The organism is Roseimicrobium gellanilyticum, assembly GCF_003315205.1.
GTDB lineage: Bacteria > Verrucomicrobiota > Verrucomicrobiia > Verrucomicrobiales > Verrucomicrobiaceae > Roseimicrobium > Roseimicrobium gellanilyticum.
On record NZ_QNRR01000010.1, the window covers coordinates 1 to 25,000 of the forward strand.

Below are 25,000 nucleotides of genomic sequence, written 5' to 3' on the forward strand. Positions count from 1 at the left end.
GCCCAACGCACCTTTGAAGGTTTGGAAGCAGCCGTCGCGCAAGCACTGGACACGTTCTCACCAGAGCACTGCGCCAACTTTCTTCGTCATGCCAATTATGCGACAAATTAAATAGAAAATGCTCTAGTCGTATTTTGCGAATCTGTACACGTCCTGCCCAGTCGGGCTGGTGAAACTGTATATGTACAGAAAGGCCCTTCCTGTATCTGGCTGATTCCCCCGGTTTGGCGGACCTTGGGCACATCTATGGAACCTCTATCGATGATGCCGCTGAAGATCTTCTTCTGGGGCGGTTTTTTTGTCACGATCCTTGTCGGTGTGTGGATGTTCAAGAACATGAACGTGTGGTTCGCGGTGGACCCGGACAAGCCGGCGGAGACGAGCGGCGAGCGCACCTATTCCAAGGCGCAGATGGTCATCTGTTGGCTGATCGCCCTGAAGCTCTTCGCCATGCTTGCACTGATGGTTTGAACACCTTTTCAGTCACTCTGGCGAAGGGCGGCCGTCCCGCCCTGCCGCCTTGAATTACAGATTGTTTTTTCGGGTTTTGCCCCCAGTGTAGGGATGGACGTCAGGACCGGCGAAGCCGGGTCCCCGCTCCTCGTCAAAAGTGCGCCCTAAATGCTGACCTGCCTGACCTCTGCTCGACCGAATCGGAACACCGAACGGATGCGGAGTGTTGCAGGCATGCTCCCAGCCAGCAAGCCGGCCACGCTGTGACGCTTTTTTGCTCATTGCCAGTCCATCCTCACCCGTCCCCACCTCCCAGAGCCAACCCGACAGACAATGCTTCCTGAGCACTCACCGTTCTCCCCTGACCAGCGCCGGATCCTCCAGGATCTCCTGGCCGGCTTCTCCCCTGCGCAACGCTTCTGGCTGGGTGGTTACCTCTCCGCTGGCGATCCCGCTGGCTCGGCCCCCGCAGCTCCTGTGGCTGGCCCGAAACTGACGGTGCTGTACGGCACGGAATCTGGAAACTCAGAAAAACTCGCGGATCTCACCGTGAAGGAGGCGAAGAAGCGCGGCTTCTCCGCGACGGCCAAGAACATGTCCGACCTCGCGGTGGCAGACCTCGGCAAGGTGGAGAACCTGCTCGTGATCGTGAGCACCTGGGGTGATGGCGACCCGCCGGAGACGGCCGTTGCCTTCCACAAGGACCTGATGAGCACCTCGCTCACCTTCCCGAAGCTGCGCTACTCCGTGTGCGCGCTGGGGGATACGTCCTACGAACGCTTCTGCCAGACGGGCAAGGACGTGGATGCACGCCTGGAATCTCTCGGCGCGACCCGCCTTTCGCCGCGTCAGGATTGCGACGTGGACTATGAGGACTCGCATCGCAGCTGGCTCACGGCCGCGCTGGAGGCCTTTGGCCCGGTGGCTGGTGCGACTGGCGGCGCTGCTGCGGCTCCTGCTTTTGGCGGCTTCTCCTTCGCTCCCTCCGCGACGGTCTATGATCGCAAGAATCCCTTCGCGGCTGAGCTCTCCGAGCGCGTGCTGCTGAATGGCAGGGGCACGGCCAAGGAAACGTGGCACTATGAAATCTCGCTGGAAGGTTCCGGCATTTCGTATGAGCCGGGTGACGCCCTGGCCATCGTCCCGCAGAATGCGCCGGACGTCGTCGAGGGCATCCTCAAGGCTGCCAAGCTGACCGGTACGGAAGCGGTGGAACTCAATGGCAGCGGCACCAAGTCGCTGGCCGAGGCGCTGCGCGATGATCTGGACATCACGGCTCTCTCCAAGCAGGTGCTGACGAAGCTGCAGGCCTTCACCAAGTCCAAGAATCTCACCAAGCTGCTCGCGGAAGATTCCAAGGACCAGCTCAAGGATTACCTCTGGGGCCGCTGGATTGCCGATGCGATTGCGGATTTCCTGCCGAAGGGCCTCTCCGCGGCGGATCTCGTCTCCGCGCTGCGCAAGCTGCCCTCCCGCCTGTATTCCATCGCCTCCAGCCCGCTGGCGCATCCCGGCGAAGTGCACCTCACGGTGTCCTCCGTGCGCTACAATGCGCATGGCCAGCCTCGCAAGGGTGTGGCTTCCACCTACCTCGCGGATCTCGTGGGCACCGGCGACCGCGTGGGTGTGTATGCGAATGAGAACAAGAACTTCCGCCTGCCTGCCTCCGGTGACACGCCGGTGATCATGATTGGACCCGGCACGGGTGTGGCACCCTTCCGCGCCTTTGTGGAGCATCGTGCGGCCCTCGGCCACGCGGGCAAGTCCTGGCTCTTCTTCGGCGACCAGCGCTACATGTATGACTTCCTCTACCAGGTCGAGTGGCAGGAGCACCTGAAGAACGGTGCCCTCTCGAAATTGGATGTCGCCTTCTCCCGTGACCAGCCGGAGAAAGTGTATGTGCAGCACCGCATGCATGACCGCGCTGCGGAACTGTATGCCTGGCTGCAGGAGGGCGCACACCTCTATGTGTGCGGTGATGCCTCCCGCATGGCCCATGACGTGAACGAAGCGCTCCTGGACATCGTCGCCAAGCAGGGCGGCAAGTCCAAGGAGGCTGCCGAAGCCTACGTCGAAGAACTCAAGAAGGCCAAACGCTACCAGCGCGACGTGTACTAAGCCGCGTGCCGTTCACCCGAAGCCGCCCGCCCGCCAGACCCTTTATTTAGCAAACCACGAACAACGCCGCAGCTCACCTATCGCGGCCTCACCGCAATGTCAGAAAAGAAACTCTCCGCCAACGAAGGCATCAAGACCCGCTCCAACTACCTGCGAGGCACGATCGCAGAAGGTCTGGCGGATCTGTCTACCGGATCGCTTTCGGAGGATGACCAGCAGTTGCTGAAGTTCCACGGCAGCTACCAGCAGGACGACCGTGACCTGCGTCCGGACCGCCGCAAGCACCGCCTGGAGAAGGCCTTCTCCTTCATGCTGCGCATCCGCCTGCCCGGAGGTGTGGCCACACCGCACCAGTGGCTGGAGACGGACCGCATGGCCATGCAGTACGCGAATGAGACCATCAAGCTCACCACGCGCCAGGCCTTCCAGCTCCACGGCGTGATCAAGTCGAACCTGAAGCGCACCATCAAGGAGATCAATGACTGCGCCATGGATACCATCGCGGCGTGCGGCGACGTGAACCGCAACGTGATGTGCAATCCGAATCCCTTCCTCTCCTCCGTGCATGCGGAAGTGATCCAGGCGGCACGCGACATCTCCGCGCACCTCACTCCGCAGACCCGTGCCTACCACGAGATCTGGCTGGATGGTGAGAAGATGACGACGACTGAAGAGGAACAGGAGCCTATCTATGGCAAGACCTACCTCCCGCGTAAGTTCAAGATCACCATCGCGGTGCCTCCGAGCAACGACGTGGACATCTTCGCCAATGACCTGTCCTTCATCGCCATCGTCGAGAACGGCAAGGTCGTCGGCTACAATGTTGCCATCGGTGGTGGCATGGGCATGACTCATGGCAATGAAGCCACCTATCCGCGCATTGCCGATGTCATCGGCTACTGCCCGGCGGAGAAGGTCGTGGATGTCGCGGAGAAGGTGGTCCTGGTGCAGCGCGACTACGGTGACCGCACCGATCGCAAGCACTCCCGTCTGAAGTACACCGTGCAGGACTACGGCGTGGATTGGTTCCTCAAGCAGATCAACTCCTACCTCGGCTACGATCTGGAGCCGACTCGTCCTTACCACTTTGAGGACAACGGCGACCGCTACGGCTGGGTGGAGGATGAAGCGGGTAATTTCCACTTCACGCTCTTCGTCTCCGGTGGCCGCGTGCTGGACACGCCCACCTATCCCATGCTCACCGGTCTGCGTGAGATCGCCAAGATTCATGACGGCGACTTCCGCCTGACCGCGAACCAGAATCTCATGATCGCCAATGTCTCCGCGAAGAAGCGCGCGGAGGTGGAGGCACTCCTGGAAAAGTACGGCATGCATCGCGCCCATGAGCAGAGCGCCATGCGCCTGGCCACCATCGCGTGCGTGGCCCTGCCCACTTGCGGCCTGGCCCTCGCGGAAGCAGAGCGCTATTTGCCGGAAGTCATCACGAACCTTGAGGAGAAGCTCGAGGAGTATGGCCTGCGTCACGATGCCATCACCGTCCGCATGACGGGCTGCCCGAACGGTTGCGGTCGCCCCTTCATCTCGGAGATCGGCTTCGTGGGTCGCGGTCCGGACCGGTACAATGTGTACCTCGGTGGTGGCCATGCCGGTCAGCGCCTGAGCAAGCTCTACCGTCAGGACGTGGCCGCAGGCGAGATCATCGACCTGCTGTCACCCATCCTGAAGCGCTATGCGAAGGAAGCCGATGAAGGCGAGCACTTCGGTGACTTCGTCATCCGCACCGGGTATGTAAATGCCACTGTGCAGGGCGACGACTTCCACAAGAACATCAAGCCCGAGGCCACCGCTACGGCTGGTTGACGGATGAAAAATCTGCCCCGGGCAGGAAGCGGTGAAAACGCCGCTCTTCTCCCGGGGCTTTTTTTGGTCTGCTCAGGTAGCGTGGGGGTGTCACCTGTTTGAGAATTGAGTGATTGCTGCATCTCCTATCTGGTGCCCGGCGCAGGAGGAATGAGATGGATATCCAGTCAACGCCAGAGTTGAGTATCGAGCGGTTCCGCTTTCAGGGACGAAAGCAACCGGGGCGTTCGCCGTGCTTTTCTGTCTACCTCATGGAGCAGGGAAGGGGAGCGGCGCGCGTGGACTATGCCGATCATGAGTTTGAATCTCCGTGCCTGCTTTGTCTGAGCACATATCAAAAGGCGAAGTTCGAATGCGGAGGTGAGGTGTCAGGATGGCTGCTGCGATTCCATGCCAATTTCTTCTGCATTGAAACGCACCATCACGCCGTGGGCTGCAATGGTGTGCTCTTCAATGAGGTCTATGAGGTTCCGATCGTGCGGCTGGATGCTGACTCGCTCGACGAGTTTCGTCGACTGATGCTCACGTTGGAGCAGGAACTGCGGTTGCAGGATTTGGCCCAGGCAGAGGTACTCATGGCGACTCTGAAAATTCTGCTCATCAAAGCGACGCGCATGAAGATTGCGCAACAAGGAACAGAAGGTGTCGCAGCAACGGATCGGCCGGAACCACTGCGACAACTTCGGGAACTTCTGGAAACACACTACCACCAATTGCACAGCCCGGGCGAGTATGCTCGGAGGCTCGGCATCTCTCCAAGAACGCTGTCGGACCTGGTCCGCACGCATTTCCACAAGACGCTCGCGGAGTTGATTCGCGACCGTGTAATGAAGCACGCCCGCTGGCAACTCCTGCACACGCTCAAGCCGGTGAAACAGGTCGCGCTGGAGGTCGGGTATGAAGACGAGTTTTACTTCAGCAGACTCTTCAAACGGGCCCTGGGATGCTCCCCGCAGGTCTACAGGGAGCAGGAGACGCTCAAACGAAAGGGCGCCAATTTGTCCATGTAGTCTTCCGGTTCATCCATTCCAATCAACCGGGCGGAATGGAATGTTCGGAGATGAAGAATCTCCTCCATAAAGGCCTCACTCTTGCAGCAGGAAGCATGACGCTTGGCATGAGCCTCACCCGCATGGGCCTCATCGTGGTCCTGGTGTGGATTGGTGCGTTGAAGATCTACAAGTATGAAGCGGATGGCATTGTGCCCTTTGTGGCTAACAGCCCGTTCATGAGCTTTTTCTACAAGTACAATGCACCCGACTACACGAAGCACGTGAATCCCGAGGGGGCGGTGGTCCCGGCGAATCGCGCCTGGCATGAAGGGAATCATACTTATCCCTTCGCATTGGGGCTGGGAGCGGTGTTGGTGGTGTACGGCCTGATGATTGGTCTGAATCCATGGCTTCCCCAGGTGGCGGCACTCGGGAGCGCCCTCGTGGTGATCATGTCCTTTGTCACACTCTCCTTCCTGATCACGACCCCTGAGAGTTGGGTGCCGGATCTTGGTGGTCCAGAGCAAGGATTCCCCCTTCTAAGTGCTCGGGGGCGACTGGTGGTGAAAGATGCCATTATGCTCGGTGCTGCGTGGGTGACCATGGCTGACTCTGCGGCGCGCTACCTACGTAGCAGAAGTTGAGATTGAATCGTGGGTGTGAGGCTGGGCGCCTCCCACACGCGCACGGCTTGCCAGGGGCTAGCTACGCCACGGACAGGTGGCCGTTTTGAAAGGCGTTGCTTCGATGAGGAGCAACGCATTTTTTTCGTCCAGACAGCGCGGGACGGTACTTAGGTATCTGTCCGGCACATTGGCTCTTTGGCCGGTGGTGCTGGCCATGCCCCTTTGCTACTCTCCGATTGTGAAACTTCCTCGCTTCCTCCTCGCCGTATTGGCGTCCCTTGGTCTGACAGTTGCATCTTGCCCCGCGGAGTCTAACCGCGTCGAAGCGGACATCTGCATCTACGGCGGCACCAGTGCTGGCGCGGTCGCGGCCGTGCAAGCGGCGACGATGGGCAAATCCGTGGTGCTGGTAGAAGCCGGGCAGCATATTGGTGGGATGAGCGTGGAAGGACTGGGCGGCACGGACATCGATAACCACGCGGGCTTCCAGAACAGCCCGGCGGTTGGGGGATTGGCGCTGGAGTTTTATCGCCGCATTGCTGGGAACTACGGAAGGCAGGAAGCCTTTGAGGCCATGTTGCGCGCCCGGGAAAAGAAGCCGGCGCTGTGGAGGTTCGAACCGCATGTGGCGGAGGCAGTCTTTGATGCCTGGATGAAGGAGGCCGGTGTGCGTGTGCTGCGCGGCCATCGTCTGGCGGAGAAGGATGGCGTGAAGAAGGAGGGTGCGCGCATTGTGAGCCTCCGAACGGAGAACGGTGCGGAGATCGCCGCGAAGGTGTTCATCGATGCCACATATGAGGGCGACCTTTTGGACTTCGCCGGGGTGAGTTTCGCTGTCGGACGCGAAGGGAATGCGAAGTACCACGAGACGAAGAATGGCATCCGCACGGATACAAAGCATGGGCAGCTCGACCGGCGCATCGATCCCTACAAGACGCCGGGCGATGCAACGAGTGGTGTCCTCTTCGGGGTGCAGGACGAGCCCCTCGGTGAGCATGGCGAGCCGAATGAAGCCATTCAGGGCTACGCCTTCCGCCTGTGCCTGACGAAGGACCCCGCGAACCGCATTCCTATCACCAAGCCGGACAACTACGATTCCGCGCACCATGAACTGCAGCGCCGCTATCTCGCCGCAGGAGGTGGCATTCCCGGACCGCACTCCTCCATTCCCAACGGCAAGACGGATCCCGGCTCGTGGCATTCACTCGCCGGAAATTTCACGGGGTGGAATCATCACTACCCGACAGCCAGCTATGCGGAACGCGAGAAGATGGTGAAGAACAGCCGCGACTACATCCAGGGAGTGTACTGGTTCATGGTGAATGATCCCGCAGTACCGGAGAAAATACGGAAGCTGTGGGAGGGCTGGGGCCTGTGCCGCGATGAATTCACGGACAACGGTGGCTGGCCCCGCATCTTCTATGTGCGCAATGGGCGCCGCATGGTGAGTGACTTCGTGCTCACGGAGGCGCACGTGCGCAAAGAGAATCCCGCACCCGTGGAGGACTCGGTCGGCCTCATTTGGTGGCCGCCGGATCTGCACCATGCCCGCCGCCTTGTGAAGGATGGAGCGGTCTGGAACGAAGGCGCGGTGTTCGATGCTTCCAAGACTGCCGACTGGATTCCGTGTGGCATTCCCTATCGCTCCCTCGTTCCCAAGGCCAGTGAGTGCACGAACCTTCTCACACCCACGTGCCCGTCATCCAGCTATGTATCGTATGGTGCCTATCGTATCGAATTCATCTTCATGGTGGCGGGACAATCTGCTGCCACTGCTGCCGTGGTGGCAGTGGACGAAGGCTTGTCGGTGCAGAAAGTCAGTTACACAAAACTGCGTGAGCGCCTCCTCAAGGACGGACAGGTGCTTGCCGAGCCGGAGAAATAAAATGTGCTGGTGCCTTCCAGCGTTGCGCATCAGCCTCACACGAGACTTTAGACTTCAGACATCAGCCCCATGAATCGTCGCCACTTCCTCCAGACTGCCCTTGCCTCCGCTGCCCTGCCGTCCCTCGCTTCCGCCCAGGAAGTGACAGCAAAGGTGAAGAAGCGCATCCTGCTGCGCTCTTCGTGGCAGACGGTGAACATCGGCGACATTGCCCACACCCCTGGCATGCTGCATCTGCTGGAGAAGCATCTTCCGGAGTATGACGTGACCCTCTGGCCCAGCAGCGTGGACAACGGTGTCGCGGAGATGCTGATGAAGCGCTTCCCCAAGCTGAAGATCATGGGCAGCACCGCCGAGGCAAAGAAGGAAGCCTTCGAAACGCATGACTTCCTGCTGCATGGCTCCGGCCCAGGCATTGTCGGGCAGAAGTCGATCCTCGAGTGGACCGAGAAGACGGGCAAGCCCTACGGCATCGGTGGCGTGACGTGGAGTGGCGGTGCCACGGACAAGGGCGAAGGCGTGAAAGTGATCAGCGGTGCGAAGTTCGCCTTCTTCCGCGACTCCGTTTCGCTGGAACTGGCGAAGTCCAAGGGTGCCACCAGTCCCATCATGGAGTTCGGCCCGGACGCGACCTTTGCCTGCGATCTCGTGAATGACGAGCCGGCCGCTGCGTGGCTCAAGGAAGTAGGGCTGGAGGACGGCAAGTTCGTCTGTTGCATCCCGAAGCTGCGCAACACGCCCTACTGGGAAATCAAGAAAGGCGTGAAGTTCGACGAGAAGAAGAATGCCCGGAATGAGGAGATGAAGGAGCATGACATCGCTCCGTTGCGGAATGCCGTCATCGCCGTGGTGCAGCAGACACCGATGAAGGTGCTGCTCTGCCCCGAAGACGCCAGCCAGATGAAGCTGAACAAGGAGATGATCTACGACAAGCTTCCCGAGGACGTGAAGAAGAAGGTCGTGTGGCGGCAGGACTACTGGCTCACCGACTTTGCCCAAAGCGTTTACAACCGCAGCGCGGGCCTTTTTGGCAACGAGCAGCACAGCCCCATCATGTGCATTGGCCACGGCATCCCGGCGATAGTTTGCCGTTACAAGGAACAGACCAGCAAGGGTTTCATGTGGAAGGACATCGGTCTGGGTGAGTGGCTCTTCGATCACGATTTCGATGAGGCAGAGAAAGGCCTCACACCTGCTGTGCTGGCGATTGTGAATGATCCTGCGACCGCGAAGGCCAAAGCTGCCAAAGGCAAAGCCGTGGCAGATGACCGCATGAAGCGCATGATGGATGTGCTGCGTGCTGAGTTGGAGGCTTAGCAGCAGTGAGATCGTAGCCGACTTTCTCCGAAAGTCGCTGCGCATTAAACTATCCGCCACCTCTGAAAAGGTCTGGGGCTTGAGAAGGCGTCTTCAAACGCGTTCTCAAGTCTCGGTTGAACAGCCTTGTGCTGGGCACACGGAAGGGCTGCGACTTGCGGAGAAAGTCCGCTACTACCCTGCCACGTCGCTACTCGCGGTATCCGCTACACCTCACTGACGATCCCATTGCTCGCACCGAAGGTCTGTGCCTCGATGTTCATGTGGTGCAGCATGCGGACAAAGAGATTCGACATCAGCATGTTGTTCTTCGTGTCGTAGGCGAGGTGGCCTTGATGCTTGAAGGTGCCGCCGGCGAGGATGATGGGGAGGTTATTGTTGTCGTGGGAGGATGAGTTCCCAAGGTTGCTCGTGTAGAGCACGCCGGTGTGATCCAGCAGGGACTGGTCACCTTCCTTGGTGGCTTTCATCTTCTCAATGAACTCGCCGAAGACTTTCACCTCGGCTTCTTCAATCAGCGCAAGCTGCTCCAGCTTTCCGGGATCCTGCCCGTGGTGCGAGGCGTCGTGGTGGCCCAGATTCACGCCATCGATTTCCGGGCGCTCCTGCGTGCCAAGCCATAGCGTCATCACGCGGGTGGAGTCTGTCTGCAGGGCGAGATGCACAATGTCATACCACTGGCGGGAGCGCTCAATGAGTTGAGGGCCACCGAAGTCGTTGTTGGGCGTTTGATACTCCACCTTCGGCTTGGGCGTGGTGCTCCAGTGCTCATCTTGCTGCAGGGACTGCTCCGCCTCACGCACGGAGGTGAGGAAAAGATCGAGACGCTCACGGTCATTGGTGCCGACCTTTCGATTGAGTGAACGGATTTGGTCGCCCACGTCATCCAGGATGCTCTGACCGTCCTTCACACGCTGAAGTTCGCGAGCTTCCTCCTCCGGCGTGCCGGCGATGAAGAGCTTGCGGAAGACCTGCGTGGCGCGTTGCTCCGCAGGAATGCGCACCCCGCGCTTGTTCCACGTCACATCGCCACCACCGAGATTCAGGCAGCGGAAGCGCGTCTGATTTCCAATGTGCGAGGCGACTTCCTGGTCCAGCGAGATGCCATTCTTGATGTCCTTGTCCCGGATGAATTCGGGTGCGACACCCGTGAAAATACCGACCTCAGCAAAGTGTCCAGCTGCGTAGCGGTGCGACATGCCCGAGAACACGGTGAAGCGGTCGCGCATGCCTTCTAAGTTCTTCAGGTACCGGCTGGCCACGTAGTCTTTCCCAGCCTTCTCCGGGAAGAAGTTCGGACCGTACATGCCCAGCGGCTGGCCAATGAGCACCATGCGGCGCGGAGACTTCAGAGCTGCCTGCTGCGCTCCGGAAGCCCGAAGAGGCATCATGGCATCGAGGAATGGCAGGCCAATGGCCACACCCGAAGCGCGGAGAAACGTGCGGCGATCCATGCGGGAAGATGATTTCATGGCAGTCGAAATGTGAATGGTTGGACGACGCTCGTTTACTTGTTCAGGAATACTCTGCTCTGCACCACCTCGTGTACCAGGGTGCGGAATCCGTAGTTTTCCGCCTTCAGCTTGGCCACAATCTGCTCGACCACTTCGCGGTCAGCGAACTGGATGTCTGCGCCGGTGGAGTAGATGAGGAGTTTCTTGGTGAGGCTTCGGGCGATCTGGTCCTTGTCTTCAAGAAGAAGCTTTTTGTAGTCGGCGAGATCCTTGAAGGGTTTACCTTCGGGGGTGACGGCGCCTTGCTCGACATCAGGACCGCGATACACACCGCGGCTGGTGTAGGGGAGATTCACGATGCCGGCCTTGGTGCGCGTGGTGACGCGGTAGAATTCACGCCAGTTGCCAATGGGATCATAGTTCTCCAGAGCGAACCCCGGTGGGTCGATGTGGGCATGGCACGAGTTGCACGCGGGGGTGTTGCGATGCATGTCGAGTTGCTGCCGGATGGTGGTGGCGCCACGGATGTCCGGCTCGATGGCGGCGACATCTGGCGGTGGGGGTGAGGGTGGCTTGCCGATGATCTTTTCCAGCACCCATTTTCCGCGCAGGATGGGCGAGGTGTGCGTGCCATCGGCGGTGACTTTCAGCACGGAAGCGTGGGTCATCACGCCGCCGCGGCGGCTCTCTGCGGGCAGTTTCACCTTCTTGAACTTACTACCGGTCACACCGGGAATGCCATAGAGCATGGCGAGGCGCTCATTGACCATGGACCAGTCCGAGTCCACGAAGTTGAGCAGGCTCAGGTTGTTCTTCAGCACCTCCTCGAAGAAGAGCTCGGTCTCAAGGGGCATGGCCCACAGCAGGAGACTATCGAAGTCGCTGTAGAGCTGCGGGTCGGGGATGGTGAAGTCGATCTTCCGCAGGTCCAGCCACTGTCCCGCGAAGTTCTTCGTGAAGTTATTTGCCTTCGGAGAGTTCAGCATGCGCTCCACCTGGGCCTGCAAGGTAGCGGGCTTGCTCAGTTCGCCCCGGTACGCGAGCGACAGCAACTCGTTATCGGGCATGGTCGACCAGAGGAAGTAGGAGAGACGCTCCGCGAGGGAGAAGTTGTCGAGTTTGGTCGACGCAAGCTCGCCGCTGGCCGCGGCTGGTGTCGCGGGCGCATTGCTCAGGAAGAGGAAATCGGGCGAGGAGAGGATGAGCTTGTAGCCATACGTCATGGCATCAAAGAAGGTGTACTTCTCGTCGAGCTTGCCGTGCACCTTTTGCACATAGTGCTGCTGCACCTCCTCGCTCACGGCGCGGCGGAAGGCGCGTGGCAGGAAGGCTCTGATGAGACGTGCAGCATCTTCCTTCGGGTTCGCGGAGTCCGGCACCAGCGGGTCGGCATGCCACTGCGAATCATTGCGATTGTCCGGAATCTTCGGCACGCGACCGCCGGTGTTCTCCGCTTTCACCACGGAGCGTGCTTTGAGCGGTACCCCGGAGAAGATTGCGTTGTAGCTGGGTGGAGGGAAGGCATCGATGGGACCTTCGATCTTCAGATACTCTACCAGCACGCCGGGACCGGTGTATTCCTCAATGGGTTTCTTGAACCCGCGAATGTCCCAGGAGGTGAGGAAATTCAGCACAAACGACTGCCGCCGCGCGAGGTCGATCTCGTACTCGATGATTTGTGGCTCACCATGCGGAATATCGCGTACATCACGCAGCACGGGACCTTCACGACCACTGTCCATCACGGTCATGAAGCCCACCGAAACGGGCTTGGTCTCCGCCCCCACGGCACACGCTTTGATTTGAATCTTGTAACGGCCGGCTACAGGTGCAGATGCAGTGGAGCAGAGTCCGTAACGCGGCAGCTTGCTGTAAATAATAAGCGCGTCTCCTTGCAGCTTCGAGGTGCGACCGAGGCCTTGTTTGAAGTAGGGCCCCTTCTGCGTCATCTCCAGCCCCGTGCGCGTGTTGCTGAAGGGCATGGGCGGCTGCACCGGGATGGCGGCGGTGATGGCCTTCGTCGCAGCTTCCTGATAGAGGAGGAAATGCGTGGCAGAGAGGTCGAGGCCGCTGCTCACGTTGTCGAATCCCGCGGTGGTGCTATCTTCGGGCAGCATTTCCTTGAGCGGCGTTTTCGTGCCGAGCAGGTCATTGACCGTGTTCTCGTACTCCGTGCCATTCAGCCGGCGGATCATCACGCGTCCCTGCTTTTGCTGATTCGCAAGCGAGGCATGGTGCAGTTCGCCGCGGAGATAGTTCATCGCTGCCTGCAGAGCTGGTTGGGGAGGACGCTCTTCCTTCTTCGGCGGCATCTCGCCGGAGGCCATTTTATCGAGCACCTTCACCCAACTGGCCGAAGTCTTGGCACTCGCAAAGTCGACCGGGAGCGTATCGAGCCGCAATCCGGCCTTCTGCACATCCTCTCCATGGCAGTCGGTGCAGTGCGCATCCAGCAGCGTCTTCACCTGGGTATTGAAAGCACCTGCTGGCGTCGCTGGCGCTGCTGAGCAAATCGACGCCGTGGCGGCAAGGATGAGAGGTACGGTGAGGCGGGGCGAGGGCATGGACAGACCGCGTGGGTGAGGGGCAGTGGAGCGGGAAGGTCAACGCCGGGACAGGGGCCGGTGTTGCACGCGGTTATACAGGCAATCGGCCTCCGGCGACTAGCCCTGATTTCGCACCCGGAACTGCTTTGGCGTCATGCCGGTGCGCTTGCGGAACTGCTGGGTGAAGGCGCTCTGGTCGCAGAAACCATGGTTCAGCGCGACCTCAATAATGGGCGCCGACGTCTTGGCCAGGGCCTCGGCGGCAGACTGGATGCGCGTGCGCAGCATCAGTTCGTGCGGGGTGAGCCCCAAGGTGGCCTGGAGCTGGCGATGCAGATGCCGCTCGGAAACGCCAGCCGCCTTGGCGAGCTCGGCGGTGGAGACGTTCTTGTCGCAGTTCTTTCGCGCATACTGCACGGCGGCGGTCACCTCTCGCACGTCATGATGGCGCATGCGGTCTTCATCGCGTCGGGTGATGCCCATGACGCCAATGACCTCACCGTCCTTGTCCAGCACAGGAAGCTTCGTGGTGAGGAACCAGTCGAGATTCCGCTGTTCATCGTACCAGACTTCGAGGCGGTTGATGAGCGGCTTGCGACTGCGCATCACCATCTGGTCGTCCTCGCGGAAGGCTTGCGCGAGCTCGGCGGGGAAGAACTTCTCGTCCATGGCGCCCACCAGTTCCCGCTCATGTTTGATGCCGAACCGGGCAAAGGTCACACTGTTCGCCGCAATGTGCCTGCCGTGAGCATCTTTCACAAAAAAGAAGACGCCAGGAAGATGCTCAAAAATGGCCCGAACGCCCTGTGGATCGGCCATGCGGGCGAAAAATTCGGCCTGGAGAGGGGGCATTGCCATGGCAGAATTTTAACAAACATTGGCAGGCTGTCACCAAACAACACCGGATCTGCGAGGGTATTTATGGACGCTTATCTGCCCCCTGAAATTCTCCCGTACCCTATGGTCAAGCTCACCCGCCAGCTCCTCCTTGCTGCCCTGTTAAGCCTGTCGTCGTCCGCCGTCGCGCAAGACAATGTCGAGTTCCCACCCAAGCCTCCGGTGAGGCCTCTCTCGCCTGCGGAGGCTGCCAAGACCTTCCAGCTTCCGCCGGGCTATCGCCTGGAGCTCGTGCTGAGCGAGCCGGAGATCGTGGACCCGGTGTGCATGGCCTTCGATGGCAACGGCCGCCTCTATGTGGCTGAGATGCGCACCTACATGCCAGACATCGATGGCACGAATCAACTCGTCCCCGGCAGCCGCGTTTCAGTGCACTGGTCCAGCAAGAATGATGGCGTGTACGACCAGCACCGCATTTTCGCAGACAACCTGAAGCTGCCCCGTCTGCTGCTCCCGCTCGCCGATGGCGTGCTCATCGGTGAGACGGATACGAATGACATCTATCTCTACAAGGACACCAACGGTGATGGCGTGAGCGATGAGAAGAAGCAGGTGTACCAGGGTGGACCACGCGGTGGAAACCTGGAGCACCAGCCCAGCGGCCTGACGTGGGCGAATGACAACTGGCTCTACACCGCGGTGAACAACTACCGCCTCCGCTGGAAGGACGGCCAGCTCATCAAGCAGGACATCCCCGGCAACGGCGGCCAGTGGGGGGGCACGCAAGATGATGATGGCAAATTCTGGGTGGTGAATGCCGGTGGTGAAAAGGGGCCGCTGAACTTCCAGCAGCACATTCTCTATGGGCAGTTCGCCACGAGGAACCAGTTCGAGCCTGGCTTTGATGTGGTGTGGCCTGCCATGGGCCTGCGCGACTATCAGGGTGGCCCCGGCAAGTCTCGTGATGATGACACGCTGAATCACTTCACCGCGACCTGCGGTGGTGAGATCTACCGTGGAGATCAGCTCCCCGCCGAGCTGAAGGGCAACCTTTTCTTTGGCGAGCCGGTGGGCCGCCTCGTGCGTCGCAGCACCATTGAGGTGAATGACGGCATCACCATCCTGCACAACCCGTATCCGCAGAATGAGTTCCTCCGCAGCACGGATGCCTGCTTCCGTCCTGTGGACATGAAGACCGCGCCGGATGGCACCCTTTTCATCGTGGATATGTATCGCGGCATCATTCAGGAGGGCAACTGGACGCGTGAAGGCAGCTACCTGCGCAAGGTGATCCTGCAGCACAGCATGGACAAGATCATCGGTCGCGGTCGCATCTGGCGCCTGGTGCATGAAACGACAAAGCCCGTACCTGCTCCGAAGTTGATCGATGCCTCGCCCAAGGAACTCGCCACGACCCTCGCGCATCCGAATGGTTGGTATCGTGATACGGCTCAGAAGATTCTGGTGCTGAAGCAGGACAAGAGCATCGCACCCACACTCACGGAAATGGTGCAAAAGCATGAGAATGCACTCGCACGCATCCATGCCCTGTGGACGCTGGAAGGCCTTGACGCACTCACGCCGGACATCATCCGCTCTGCATTGAAGGACGCGTCTCCGCAGGTGCGCCGCGCCGGCATCCGCGCCAGCGAATCACTGACGGATGAGAAGCTGCAGCAGGACGTGATGGCACTCGCGAAGGACAGCGACCCATCGGTGGTGATCCAGGTCTGCCTTACGGCAAAGCTCATGAAGTGGAAGGACCACGCGAAGTTCGTGAACCTCGCGGCTCTGGGCGCACCTTCCAAGGGCGTGAAGGAGATTGCCACGCAGATCCTCACGAACAGCAGCGAATTTCCCCGCGAGCTCGGCGGCACACAGAAGGAAATGATGCATCGTGGGCAGGCCATCTATCAGGAGCTGTGCTTCACCTGCCACGGTCTTGATGGCAAGGGCACGGCCATTGATGGACCCACCGGTCCCATGTTGCTCGCACCTCCGCTCTCGGGATCGAAAGTAGTCATGGGCCATCGCGATGGTCTCATCCTCGCGCTGCTGCACGGCGTGACGGGTCCGGTGAACGGCAAGACCTTCCAGGCACAGATGATCCCCATGGCGAACAATCCGGATGAGTGGATCTCCGATGTGCTCAGCTACGTGCGCAACCGCTTTGGGAACGCCGGCACCTTCATCGAGACCAAGGATGTGGCCCGTGTGCGCAAGGAATCCGCGGCGCGCACCACGCCCATGACGGAGGAGGAAATCTTTGCCTCAGCTCCCCCGGTGCTGGCCAATCGTAAGGACTGGAAACTCGCCACGAGTGAGAAGGCGGATGGCCTGGCGGGTTGCATCGACGGCGATCTGAAGTCCAAGTGGACCAGCGAGAAGCCGCTGAACAATGGCATGTGGCTCACTATCGAGCTGCCCACGGAAGCCACCATCAATGGCCTGCGCTTCTCCTTCAGCGCGGGCGGTGGCTATCTCACGCGAAACCTGCGCGTGGAAACTTCTGCGGACGGCAAGGCCTGGAGCAAGCCGGTGTACAATGGCGGTGCTCCCACGAACCTGACGGAAATCGCCTTCTCACCCACGAAGGCGAGGTTCATCAAGATCACGCAGACGGGGAGTGGTGACAAACGCACTCCGTGGAACATCCACGAGCTGGACATCACCACGCCTCGTAGCGTGATGCCCTGAGGACCATGAGATCATTCGTTGCTTTGCGTTCTCTCCTGGTGATGAAATTCGGCTTCCTCGCCGCCACGGCACTCCTGCTGTCAGCCCTTTCTCTGACGGCAGAGGTCACGGTGAATCCGCTCTTTGCGGATCACATGGTCTTGCAACGAGAACGCCTGCTTCCCGTGTGGGGCAAGGCGACACCGGGTGAGGAAGTCACGGTATCCTTCGCCGGAGAATCGAAGTCCACGAAGGCGAATGAAATTGGCCGGTGGCAGGTGGTGCTCTCGCCCAAGGCTGTCTCGCGTCACCCGCAGAAGCTGACGGTGAAGGGCAAGAACCTCATTGTGCTGGAGGATGTGCTGGTAGGTGATGTCTGGCTGGGCATGGGCCAGTCGAACATGGACTGGAGCCTTTCCACCACGGACCGGCGCGAAGTCATTGAGAAGATGCCGCCGGGAAAGTTCGACAACATCCGGCTCTTCAAGGTGGGTGAAACCCAGGTCGATACTCCGGCGGAGGAGGTGAAGGGTGCTTGGACCGCGGCCGCGACGAAGGAGATACTCGCCTTCAGCGCCACGCTCTTCTACTTCGGCGAGGCGCTCAGCGAGCATCATCCTGATGTACCGCTGGGATTGATTCGATCCTCTGTGGGCGCGACGAATCTCTACTGCTGGATCCCCAATGAACTCCGCGATGACGATCCTTCCGCTGCCTATCTGCGTACCTGGTGGAGCAATGCCATGAAGGGGTGGTCGCCAGAGAAACAGGTGCAACGGGATCGTGAACTCGCCGAATACGAAGCGAAGCTGAAGGACTACCAGCAGCGCAAGGTGAATCCGCCACAGGACTTCAAGAAGCCGGGCGAACTGCTGGGTCCCCAATGGTCCCGCCGTCCATCGGCCTTGTACAACGGGATGATTGCCCCATTGCAACCGTACGCCTTGCGAGGGGTCATCTGGTACCAGGGCGAGTGGGATTCCAAGCATGACTGGGTGACGGTGTATCATGATATGTTTGCCGGCTTTGCGAAACGCCTTCGTGCCAACTGGGCATCCAAATCCGGCGGGGTCTCACCGGGAAAGTTTCCCATCTTCCTGGTGCAACTCCCGGCACGCGAGCCGAACGATGGCAAGTACTGGCCCTACATGCGTGAAGTGCAGGAGCGTCTCGCCACCACCGTGCCGGACAGCGGTTTTGTGGTGACCTATGATACCAATGATCCCAACGAACTGCACCCCCGTGAGAAGTCGCCCATTGGCCAGCGTCTGGCCTTGCTGGCCCGTGCGAAGGTGTATGGTGAGAAAGTCGACTGGCATGGTCCGTTGCTGAAGTCCAGCAAGCAGGACGGCGCGCAGCTGGTGTTGGAATTCGATGCCGGAAGTGAATCGTTGAAGAGCAGCGATGGTCTGCCTTTGCGGAACTTCGAGGTGGCTGGTGAGGACGGTGCGTACTATCCCGCGGTGGCTGAGATTCGCGGTAGCGGTGTGCGGGTCTCCAGCCCAGCTGTGAAGTCGCCCCGCACGGCGAGATTCGCTTTTGTGCCTGCGCCCGGGAAGCCAAACTTCTACAACTCAGCAGGTCTGCCTGCGGCACCATTCCGCACGGACAAGCTTTCGCGGCCTTCCAAGTAGAAGAGCCTGTGGTCCCGGGTGAGACTTTAGTGACGGAAACACCAGCGGGAGTGCTTTTTGGTAGATTCCCGGGCGATTTGGCGTTGTGCTGATTCACTCACGCATGGCGCATTCCTCCGGCTCACTTCTCCGCATTCTGGTTGTCGGCTGTGGCAGCATTGGGGAGCGGCATCTGCGGTGTTTCCAGACAACCGGGCGTTGCGAGGTGGAAGCCTGTGATGCCAACCACACGCTGCTGCAGACCGTGGAGGAGCGATATGGGGTCAAGACGCAGCCTGATCTCAATGCCGCGCTGCAATCGAATCGCTATGACGCGCTCATCATCTGCACGCCAGCGCACACGCATTTGCCGATTGCGCGTCTGGGGGCGGTACATGGTGCAGCTCTATTGATAGAGAAGCCGCTCTCCACCTCACTGGATGGCGTGGAGGAGACACGCTGCGCCCTCGAGCGAAGTGGTAAGCATGTGGCCGTGGCGTATGTGTATCACGCTTTCCCGTGGATTCGCGAAGCGCAGGCGCATGTGAAGTCTGGCACGCTTGGACGCATGCTGCATGCCACGATGCAGGCGGGGCAGCATTTCCCCACATTTCGCCCGGCGTACCGGGACATCTACTATGCGAAGCGTGAGATGGGAGGCGGTTGTATTCAGGATGCCATCACGCATGCCATGAATGCCATGGAGTGGATGCTGGGTCCTGCAACGCGTGTCTTTACCGATGCCTCGCACCAGATGCTGGAGGGCGTGACGGTGGAGGATACGGTGAATCTCTCGGTGCGGCATGAGGATATTCTTGCGAGCTATGCCATGAATCAGTTTCAGACGCCCAATGAACTGAGCATCCTGCTGCACGGGGAGCTGGGCAGTCTGAGCATCGAGCATCACCGCCAGCGCTGGGGCACCATGATGCGCGGGGAAACGGAGTGGACCTGGCGTGTGACGCCTCCGCTTCAGCGGGACGACCTTTTCATCGCGCAGGCGAATGCCTTCCTCGATGGCATGGAGGGCAAGCCTTCACCGCTCTGCACCTTTGATGAAGGGGTGCAGACGCTGAAGTTCAACCTTGCCGCGCTGCGCTCCATGGATTCCGGCCTGCCCGTCACCATTTCATAAGAGAGATGACCTGATATGATCACCCCGGGAAAAGAAATCCGCCTGGCCATGCTGGGCATGATTGAAGGAAACGGGCATCCCTACTCCTGGTCGGCCATCATCAATGGGTATGATCCGGTGGAGATGGCGAAGTGTCCCTACGCCGCCATCCCGGCTTATCTGGGCAGGCAGCCGCTCGACTCTGTGCGTATTCCGGGGGCGCGCGTGACGCATCTTTGGACGGACAATCCTGCCGAAGCCGAGGCCGTGTCTCGGGCGAGTCTCATCGAGCACATCGTTACTCGGCCGGAAGACGTGATAGGGCAGGTGGATGCGGTGATTATTTCCACCGATGACGGGGATAATCACGTCACCCGTGCACGTCCCTTCGTGGAAGCAGGTTTGCCAGTGTTTGTAGACAAGCCCATGGCTACGAACGTGCCGGATCTGCAGCAGTTCGTGTGCTGGCACCGGGAGGGCAAAGTCATTCTCTCGACCAGCGGCATGCGCTATGCGCCGGAGATGCGGCAGGCGGAGGCGATGCTGCCGGATCTTGGCGAGCTACGCTGGATCACCAGCTTCACATGCAAGACCTGGGAGCGCTACGGTATCCACGCGCTGGAGGCGATTTATCCGCTGCTCGGTCCCGGCTTCACAAGTGTCCGAACCATGCATCAGGCTGGCTCGGATGTGGTGCATCTCACCCATGGAGGCGGCGCACAGGTGACCCTCGGAGCCATTCATGATGCGTATGGAAGTTTCGGCGCGGTGCACCTGTACGGCACGAAGGGGCAGCTTGCCCTGCGGCTCAGTGACACTTATCCCGCGTTCCGCGGCCAGCTCGTGGCGTTCATTGAAATGCTGCGCACTGGGGCGCGCCCGGTGGCCTTTGAGCAAACCGTCGAGCTGATGACCATCCTGATTGCCGGAATTCAAAGCCGCGAGAAAGGCGGCGCGGAGGTCCTGCTCGCTGATGTTCTGGCCTGATATCATCTTCATTTTCGCTTCACATCCTCCCATGAAACTCCGAACGAGCCGTCTCCTCCGCGAACTGAATGCTGGTGCCAATCCGTGCACGTTGAAGTTGAATCTCAATGACCCGCGCATCATCGAGCTGGCTGGTCTCGCCGGTGCGGCGGCGGTGTGGCTCTGCAACGAGCATGTGCCCAATGACTGGACGAATGTGGAGCACCAGGTGCGCGCCGCGAAGCTGTACGACATGGACACCATCGTGCGTGTGAGCAAGGGCAGCTACAGCGAGTATGTGAAGCCCTTCGAGCTGGATGCCACCGCCATCATGGTGCCACACGTCACAACAGCAGAGGAGGCACGGAAGATTGTGGAGATGACGCGGTTCCAACCCATGGGACGACGTCCGATTGATGGAGGCAATATCGACGGCGCCTTCTGCCAGATTCCCATGGTGGACTATCTGAAGCACGGCAATACGGAAAAGCTGCTCATCCTGCAAATCGAGTCGCCGGAAGCGCTGGCCAATGTGGAGGAGATCGCGGCCGTGCCGGGGTTTGATGTGCTGCTTTTTGGCCCGGGAGATTTCAGCCATCTGATTGGCAAGGCGGGACAGGTGGGCGATGCCGAGGTGGTCGCAGCTCGCAAACGGGTGGCGGAAGCCGCACGTAAGAACGGCAAGCACCTCATGATCCCAGGCATGGTCGCTCCGCGTTCAGAATTGGAGGCGGAAGGCTGGCGCATTTTCAATCTTGGCGCGGATGTCTTGAGCCTCGGCGCTGCATTTAACAAACTCGTGTCCGACTACACTGGCAGTGCCGCTGCCGTGCCAGCGGCGGTTTACAATTCCAAATCATGAATGCCCTTCAAGATTTCAGCCTGAGTGGCAAGGTGATCGTGCTCACGGGTGGCGCAGGTCTCTTTGGTCGTGGACTCGCCGCCATGCTCGCGGAATCCGGTGCCACACTGGTGCTGGCTTCGCGAAACGTGGAGGCGCTGGACTACGTGGTGCGCGCGGAGCGTGCGCGCGGCTTCGACGTGCATGCGGAGTCGCTGGATCAGGGGGAGGAGAAGTCCATCCTTGCGCTTCGTGACCGCGTGCTCTCCCAACATGGTCGTGTGGATGGCTTGGTGAACAACGCCGTGCTGCGCGTCATGAAGTCACCTCAAGATGATGTGTCCACGTGGGAGCAGTCCATGAAGGTGAATGCCACGGGACTCATGCTCATCACACGTGCCTTTGGTGACGCCATGATGGCGAACAGCAACGGAGGTAGCATCGTGAACATTGGCAGCATCCAGGGTGCGGTGGGCGCGAGTCTCGAACTCTACGAAGGTACCAATATGGGTGTGCCACCGCCTGATTACTTCTTCCACAAGGGAGGGATGATGAATCTCACCCGCTACCATGCGGCCATCTACGGACCACAAAACATCCGGGTGAACTGCCTGCTTCCCGGTGGGTTCTTCAATCACCAGCCGGAGCCGTTTCTCACCCGCTACAACCAGCACACCATGCTCAATCGCATGGCCGGAGATCGGGACCTGGGCGGTGCGGTGATCTTCCTGCTCAGCGATGCATCACGCTACATCACCGCCGCGATGATCCCGGTGGATGGTGGGTATACCGCGAAATAGAACGCTGCTATGGCTTCAGCAACTCCGTGAGTGGAATGCGCCAGCACTTGTCCGTGCGGTGCTTCTTCGCGTCTTCACCGCCAAGGCAGTAGACGTACTTGCCATCGCTGACGAGGCCTACCATGGCGGCGATGGGCAGGGATTTGCCGATGCGGTACCGGTTGGCCTTTGTGTCGTAGACAAAGGCTGCAGAATAGAATGATGCAGGACTTTCTCCGTAGCCACCGGCGAGATAGATCTGTGTGTCATCCAGTCGCAAGGCCGTGACGCCACGCCAGGGCATCGGGTAGGGACGAATTGGTGTCCACCTCTTGGTCGCTGTACGGAACACTCTGGCGTCCGCGAGATTTTCCACCGTGGTGGGAGAAGTGGCTCGCGCGCTCGTGAAGACATAGAGCGCATCGCCGCTTACCGCTCCGGTGGAGATGAAGAGGTGTACGGAGGGGTCTTCGAGAAGATCCTCGACCTTGCCATTCTCCAGCGACACCTGTTGACCATACGGCACCACGCCATCCAGCTTTGCCGGGTCCGGGCTGCCGCCGAAGACAAAAAGACTCTTCTGCGTACCGGAACCAAGAATGCCTCCGACCGCAAGGCTCGTGGCCTGTGGGAGCCGGAGAGGCGTGGTAGTGACTTTCTTGTCAGCGCCAATTTTCAGCACTTCGGCGCGGCCCTGCTTTCCATCATATCCTCCGGCAATGAGCAGTCCATTCTCCACCTCCGCGGAGACCCCATAGGCCAGTGGGTTGGGCAGCTTCCCGATCGACTTCCACTGATTGGCGGTGGCGTCGTAGAGCCACACCTCATCGAGCCATACCTTGACGTCATCCTTCCATGTGGTGCCACCGGCGATGACGAGCTGTCCCTGCACGACACCCGCTGCGAAGCCGCCATTTGGCACCGGCAGTGGAGCGATGGGTTCCCACTCAGCAGCAGCGATGGTCGCAGTGGTGGCAAGAGTCATCAGGCTACTCCACACGCTTTTCATCAGGGTCCGTGGCACGTTCATAGATATCATGGGGAGATTTACTGTCCTGCCAGCCGGGACGCGTGCGGACATCGCTGGCTCCGCTGAGTTCGCCGGGTTGGCTGGGGGGCGTTTGGTCGTCCACTCGGCGCATTTCCCACCAGCACTGGCCACGATGATTGTGCTCATGGTCCACCACAAAACCCGCCTGCTGCATCACCGGGCCTATCCAGCCCATGCAGTGGTCGCAGTAGTCGTGATATTGGACGAGTCCATTTCGCATGAGAAATCCTTTTGAGGGACACGCATGCATGTCGATGCGGAAGACATCGTGACAGGCGGTCATCGCATAGCCCGCTGCCTCTTCATCCAGCGTGTGGTGCCAGTACTGTTTCATGCCCTCGATGCCGCCCGCGATGATGGTGGCCGAGGCATGCTGCTGTGAGTCCTTCGCGATGGCATCTTCCCAGTAGTCGCGCACCAGGGCATGGCCGCCTTCCTTCTCCAGCCAGCCAAAGGTCCACTCGTAGTGGCCGCAGAAGTCGTAGGCACCGATCATGTAACCTCCGTGATGTCCTCCAGTTTCTGAGGCCCAGCGACAGCCTCGCGTTTCAGGAAGCGCTGGGTGCAGCTCCCGTTGCCACCTGAGATCCGCACCGTATAGGCTGCGGGCGTCGCCATGGCTTCGCTGACGAAGTAGCAGTGCTGGCACAGGCAGGGAAGGATGGTGCGGCCGTTATCCCTCAGGTGTTTGATGACGGGGCACACCCTCACTTCCAGACGCACCTCATCGGGAAGCTCGTGCACTTCGACGGTGCTGCCCGGTTCAGCCTTGAAGAAGTCGCGCCAGTATGTCGCTATGGCCGCCATGCCGCCCTCCTTCCACAATCTCGAAACGGGCGCATAATACTGCGAGCCGAGTTCCGTCCAGTAACGTCGCAGACCCTCCATGCCGAGCCTGCGCTGCACGAACTGGAAAGTAGCATTGATCGCGAAATAAAAATCAGCCGCGCCCACCGGCTTGGTGTCGGTGTAGGGCAGCGAGGTGCCGGGTCCGGACATGAGTGGGATACGCCGGGGCTGACGCAACCTTACGGCACAACCACAGCAGTACCGCCGATGCCATTCCCTGCGCCGAGAAGTGCATCAAGGTCCCGGCCACATTGACCGATGTAGCTGAGTACTGAGGCGAAGTCGCTGCCGTAGTTCAGGAACTGGCAACCCATCTCCACGGCGATGCGTGCATCCTCCGCGGTGCCGACAGGGAATCCCCACGGCTTGCCATGCTTGCGGCAGGCAGCGGCCATCCGCTCGACTGCGGGGCGCAGTACAGGATCCTGGATGGAGGGCTGGCAGCCGAGTCGCAGCGAAAGGTCACCAGGACCCATGAAGACAATATCCACGCCAGGCACGGCGGCGATGTCATCGATATTCTCAAGTGCCTCCGGCGACTCGAGCTGGGTAATGAGTGCCGTCTCCGTGTTTGCCTTGTGGATGTAGTCGGGATCGCGGTTCACCCAGAACTCCGCATCCACACCCGCCCCATCCAGACCACGATCTCCCAGCGGCGGATATTTCGTGGCCATCACCAGGCGTTTCGCCTGCTCGGCGGTGTTCACCATGGGAATCATCAGCGCTGTGGCGCCATCTTCGAGAAGACGGGAAAGCTGGGCGCGCTCTTGCGTCGGCGGGCGCCATACACAATCAATATCCGCCACACGTGTTTGGAGGATCATCGCTTCAATCTGCCGGGGGTCCCAGGCGCGATGCTCGGCGCATACCCACACTGCGTCGAATCCCGCGTGCTTTGCCAGGTGCGGGTAGAAGGGAATGAAATTCCCGGTGGAGCAGACACGGGCGACACCGCCGGAGCGGATCTTGGAGAGGAGCAGCGAGCGACGGAACATGATGGTGCGACTCTGCGAGGCATCGCCGCTGGTGCAATTGGAATCCAGACAAATCATTTTGTGCTGC

20 protein-coding genes are annotated in these 25,000 nt (G+C 60.0%); 13 read left to right on the forward strand and 7 right to left on the reverse strand.

What is annotated here, in order from left to right:
* Positions 1-246: 246 nt before the first annotated feature.
* From DES53_RS23370 to DES53_RS23400, 7 genes are all read left to right on the forward strand, one after another.
* Complete coding sequence (locus DES53_RS23370; protein WP_147263570.1) at positions 247-471, forward strand: hypothetical protein; 225 nt, start codon at positions 247-249, stop codon at positions 469-471.
* A 315-nt stretch (positions 472-786) separates the two neighbouring features.
* Positions 787-2,571: a diflavin oxidoreductase gene (locus tag DES53_RS23375; protein ID WP_113960756.1), complete on the forward strand. Its 1,785-nt coding sequence runs from the start codon at positions 787-789 to the stop codon at positions 2,569-2,571.
* A gap of 96 nt (positions 2,572-2,667) precedes the next feature.
* A complete protein-coding gene (locus DES53_RS23380; protein ID WP_113960757.1) occupies positions 2,668-4,392 on the forward strand; it encodes an NADPH-dependent assimilatory sulfite reductase hemoprotein subunit in 1,725 nt (574 codons plus the stop codon).
* A 251-nt stretch (positions 4,393-4,643) separates the two neighbouring features.
* The gene (locus DES53_RS23385) at positions 4,644-5,402 is read left to right on the forward strand and encodes a helix-turn-helix transcriptional regulator (RefSeq protein ID WP_170157334.1); all 759 of its coding nucleotides are present in this window, start codon (positions 4,644-4,646) and stop codon (positions 5,400-5,402) included.
* A 50-nt stretch (positions 5,403-5,452) separates the two neighbouring features.
* Positions 5,453-6,028 (forward strand): DUF417 family protein, encoded by a 576-nt coding sequence (locus tag DES53_RS23390; protein ID WP_113960934.1) that lies wholly within the window; start codon positions 5,453-5,455, stop codon positions 6,026-6,028.
* Between the two features lie 196 nt (positions 6,029-6,224).
* Positions 6,225-7,895, forward strand: coding sequence for an FAD-dependent oxidoreductase (locus tag DES53_RS23395; RefSeq protein WP_170157335.1), 1,671 nt, complete (start codon positions 6,225-6,227; stop codon positions 7,893-7,895).
* A 69-nt stretch (positions 7,896-7,964) separates the two neighbouring features.
* A complete protein-coding gene (locus DES53_RS23400; RefSeq protein WP_113960760.1) occupies positions 7,965-9,212 on the forward strand; it encodes a polysaccharide pyruvyl transferase family protein in 1,248 nt (415 codons plus the stop codon).
* A 206-nt stretch (positions 9,213-9,418) separates the two neighbouring features.
* On the opposite strand, the gene DES53_RS23405 is transcribed toward DES53_RS23400, so the two are convergent.
* From DES53_RS23405 to DES53_RS23415, 3 genes are all read right to left on the reverse strand, one after another.
* Positions 9,419-10,684 carry a DUF1552 domain-containing protein gene (locus DES53_RS23405; protein ID WP_113960761.1) on the reverse strand — a complete coding sequence of 422 codons (1,266 nt, stop codon included), beginning with the start codon at positions 10,682-10,684 and terminating at the stop codon, positions 9,419-9,421.
* Between the two features lie 35 nt (positions 10,685-10,719).
* Positions 10,720-13,230 (reverse strand): DUF1592 domain-containing protein, encoded by a 2,511-nt coding sequence (locus tag DES53_RS23410; RefSeq protein WP_113960762.1) that lies wholly within the window; start codon positions 13,228-13,230, stop codon positions 10,720-10,722.
* A gap of 99 nt (positions 13,231-13,329) precedes the next feature.
* Positions 13,330-14,070 carry a helix-turn-helix transcriptional regulator gene (locus tag DES53_RS23415; protein ID WP_245958243.1) on the reverse strand — a complete coding sequence of 247 codons (741 nt, stop codon included), beginning with the start codon at positions 14,068-14,070 and terminating at the stop codon, positions 13,330-13,332.
* A gap of 102 nt (positions 14,071-14,172) precedes the next feature.
* Between DES53_RS23415 and DES53_RS23420 the strand changes: the two genes are divergently transcribed.
* The 6 genes from DES53_RS23420 to DES53_RS23445 all read left to right on the forward strand — a co-directional run bounded on the left by DES53_RS23420 (position 14,173) and on the right by DES53_RS23445 (position 22,059).
* Positions 14,173-16,746: a DUF7133 domain-containing protein gene (locus DES53_RS23420; RefSeq protein ID WP_113960763.1), complete on the forward strand. Its 2,574-nt coding sequence runs from the start codon at positions 14,173-14,175 to the stop codon at positions 16,744-16,746.
* A gap of 5 nt (positions 16,747-16,751) precedes the next feature.
* Complete coding sequence (locus DES53_RS23425) at positions 16,752-18,359, forward strand: sialate O-acetylesterase (RefSeq protein ID WP_113960764.1); 1,608 nt, start codon at positions 16,752-16,754, stop codon at positions 18,357-18,359.
* Positions 18,360-18,462: 103 nt separating this feature from the next.
* Positions 18,463-19,473, forward strand: a complete 1,011-nt coding sequence (locus DES53_RS23430; protein WP_113960765.1) for a Gfo/Idh/MocA family protein — start codon at positions 18,463-18,465, stop codon at positions 19,471-19,473.
* 15 nt (positions 19,474-19,488) lie between these two features.
* On the forward strand, positions 19,489-20,439 hold the full coding sequence (locus DES53_RS23435) for a Gfo/Idh/MocA family protein (RefSeq protein WP_211325658.1): 951 nt from the start codon (positions 19,489-19,491) through the stop codon (positions 20,437-20,439).
* Between the two features lie 31 nt (positions 20,440-20,470).
* A complete protein-coding gene (locus DES53_RS23440) occupies positions 20,471-21,280 on the forward strand; it encodes an HpcH/HpaI aldolase family protein (RefSeq protein ID WP_113960937.1) in 810 nt (269 codons plus the stop codon).
* On the forward strand, positions 21,277-22,059 hold the full coding sequence (locus DES53_RS23445) for an SDR family oxidoreductase (RefSeq protein ID WP_113960766.1): 783 nt from the start codon (positions 21,277-21,279) through the stop codon (positions 22,057-22,059). The genes DES53_RS23440 and DES53_RS23445 overlap by 4 nt, the downstream gene beginning before the upstream one ends.
* A 7-nt stretch (positions 22,060-22,066) precedes the next feature.
* On the opposite strand, the gene DES53_RS23450 is transcribed toward DES53_RS23445, so the two are convergent.
* The 4 genes from DES53_RS23450 to DES53_RS23465 are packed head-to-tail and all read right to left on the reverse strand — an operon-like array spanning position 22,067 to position 24,933.
* Positions 22,067-23,023: a Kelch repeat-containing protein gene (locus DES53_RS23450; RefSeq protein WP_170157336.1), complete on the reverse strand. Its 957-nt coding sequence runs from the start codon at positions 23,021-23,023 to the stop codon at positions 22,067-22,069.
* 4 nt (positions 23,024-23,027) lie between these two features.
* On the reverse strand, positions 23,028-23,585 hold the full coding sequence (locus tag DES53_RS23455) for a hypothetical protein (RefSeq protein ID WP_113960768.1): 558 nt from the start codon (positions 23,583-23,585) through the stop codon (positions 23,028-23,030).
* Positions 23,582-24,088 carry a hypothetical protein gene (locus tag DES53_RS23460; protein ID WP_113960769.1) on the reverse strand — a complete coding sequence of 169 codons (507 nt, stop codon included), beginning with the start codon at positions 24,086-24,088 and terminating at the stop codon, positions 23,582-23,584. The genes DES53_RS23455 and DES53_RS23460 overlap by 4 nt, the downstream gene beginning before the upstream one ends.
* A gap of 29 nt (positions 24,089-24,117) precedes the next feature.
* On the reverse strand, positions 24,118-24,933 hold the full coding sequence (locus DES53_RS23465; RefSeq protein ID WP_113960938.1) for an HpcH/HpaI aldolase family protein: 816 nt from the start codon (positions 24,931-24,933) through the stop codon (positions 24,118-24,120).
* Positions 24,934-25,000 lie beyond the last annotated feature (67 nt).